Annotated in this window: 1 protein-coding gene; it reads right to left on the bottom strand. The window is 68.9% G+C overall.

Translation table 11 applies throughout. The annotated features are described in order from the left end of the window. Window positions 1-208 precede the first annotated feature (208 nt). Window positions 209-1,327 carry an alpha/beta hydrolase gene (locus tag ACWGIG_RS38900; protein WP_453326441.1) on the bottom strand — a complete coding sequence of 373 codons (1,119 nt, stop codon included), beginning with the start codon at window positions 1,325-1,327 and terminating at the stop codon, window positions 209-211. Window positions 1,328-1,446 lie beyond the last annotated feature (119 nt).

Raw genomic sequence — 1,446 nt, 5'->3', positions numbered from 1 at the left:
CCGCTCGCCTGCGCCAGGGCGAACGCCCGGCCGCGGGCGGCGGTCGTGGTGACCGCCGCCCTGGCCGGGCTCTCGATGGGCTACGGGACGTACCTGGTGACGGTCGCCCCGATGCCGATGTGACGGCGTAGCGGCCCCGGTCCGCCGAGGTGACGGCGTAGCGGCCCCGGTCCGCCGAAGTGACGGCGTAGCGGCCCCGGTCCGGGCCTCACGGCCCCGCGATCGGGCCCTGCATGTGCTCGCTGAGCCACTGGATCGAGCCCTCGGCCATGCTGCCCACATAGGTCTTGGCGTTGTGGCTGCCGTTCTTGATGACGTTCAGCCGGGTCTTGACCCGGCCCTTTCCGTACTTCTCGGTGAAGCGGCGGACGTTCTCGACGCCCGACTCCCTGGTCCCGACCTGGAAGGCCAGATAGACGTCCTTGTCCGGTGCGGAGGGCTGCTTGGACAGTGCGGCGGCCAGCTTCTCCGGGGCGTTGGCGGCGCGCTCGGCCTCGTGGCCCTTCCAGAGCGGGGAGTCCGGGACGGTGTCGGGGCCCGAGGCGATGACGGCCTTGAACCTGTCCGGGTGCTTCAGCACCGACTTCAGCCCGACGAAGGCACCGGACGAGGAGCCCATGAACGCCCAACCGTCACGGGACTTGAAGGTGCGGAAGTTGGCCCGTACGAAATCGGGGACGTCCTCGGTCATCCAGGTGCCCATCCTGGGCTGCCCGGGAATGTCACTGCCGTCGTAGTAGTACTTGGCGTCCGGGTTCAGCACCGGCATCACCACGACGAAGGGGAGGCTCTTCTTCTCCTTCGACCAGGCGGCGATGGAGCTCTGGAGCTTGAGGTCGGTGCCCATCCAGTAGTTGTTGGGGTAGCCGTTGCCGCCGGGCAGCGCGATCAGCACCGGGAAGCCGCTCTGCGCGTACTTGGGGTCGAAGTACTCCTTGGGCGCCCACACCCAGACCTTGCCGGTGAACCCGGACTTCTTCCCGGCCAGGGTCGTCACCGCGATCTTGGTGCCGTCGGATATCGAGTTCTGGGTGGTGAACTCGGCCTTCGGACCGGTCGGCAGGAGCGTCTTGGCGGCGGCTTCCGAGGGGGGCCGGCCCGGCTCTGCGTTCTTCGCACCGGAGTCCTTCCCGGGGTCCGTACCCATCGGCCCGCCCCCCGTGTCGAAGGTGACCGGCTCGCCCTGTTCGAACCAGCCGGTGCGGTACGCCCAGGAGCCCGCCACCCCGATACCGACGCCGAACAGCACGCTGACCACGACCAGCAGCACCAGCCATATGCGGGACCTCCGCCGCCGGCGCGGGGCGGCGCCGCCAATGTGACTCATGTGAACTCCGTTCGACTGGGCCCGGGGCGGGCGCACAGAGAGAGGCAACTTTCGCCCACTTGGTTCTCCTCCGCGCCCACAACGTGCGCCATCGCACACAAACCCGGACATGACGGAAG

Source organism: Streptomyces sp. NPDC054863, from assembly GCF_053610825.1.
The sequence above is the reverse complement of the archived record's forward strand: the minus strand, read 5'-3'. Positions and strand labels throughout refer to the sequence as shown.